At 63.2% G+C, this 587-nt stretch carries 1 pseudogene; it reads left to right on the forward strand.

Going from position 1 to position 587, the window contains the following annotated elements:
* Positions 1 to 587: pseudogene (locus tag MWU61_RS19650) on the forward strand (hypothetical protein); the annotation flags it as partial.

Consider the following 587-nt stretch of genomic DNA (forward strand, 5'->3'; position numbering starts at 1 on the left):
CCTGCTTTGCTGCTTGATTTTGCACCGGATACATCTGCGGATGAAGACGGCAATCTTGGGATCACGGCACCCGATCTGGCGATTGATGCCACCGAAGTTGCAGCTGTGACGCTGACAGCCACAGGTCTGGACGCTGATGCAACGGCTGTGATCACGGTCACCGATGGCGTGACGAGCGTGGTGTCGGGCGTGCTGACCCCCGGTGCTGCGTCAACCGTGCTGGACCTGTCGGGTCTGACCGACGGGCCACTGACCACGTCCATCACTGCCACAGATACCAGTAGCAACGTGACGCCAGCCATTGCTGGTCCGACGTTGACGCTCGACACCGTTTCCGACCCCGTGCCGCAAAACGCGATCACCGGCACGGCCGGCGATGACTGGTTGAACGGCACCTCGGGCGACGACCTGATCTTGGGCGGCGACGGACGTGACCGGCTGCGCGGCGAAGGCGGCAATGACACGATTGAAGGCGGCGCGGGGAAGGACAACCTTGGCGGCGGCACAGGCGCAGATATCTTTGCTTATGCACCAGACGCGCTGATCGGCGGGCGGGACCGTATCGAAGATTTCAGTCCCGGCGAGGG

The organism is Loktanella sp. F6476L (assembly GCF_023015725.1).
Lineage (GTDB): Bacteria > Pseudomonadota > Alphaproteobacteria > Rhodobacterales > Rhodobacteraceae > Yoonia.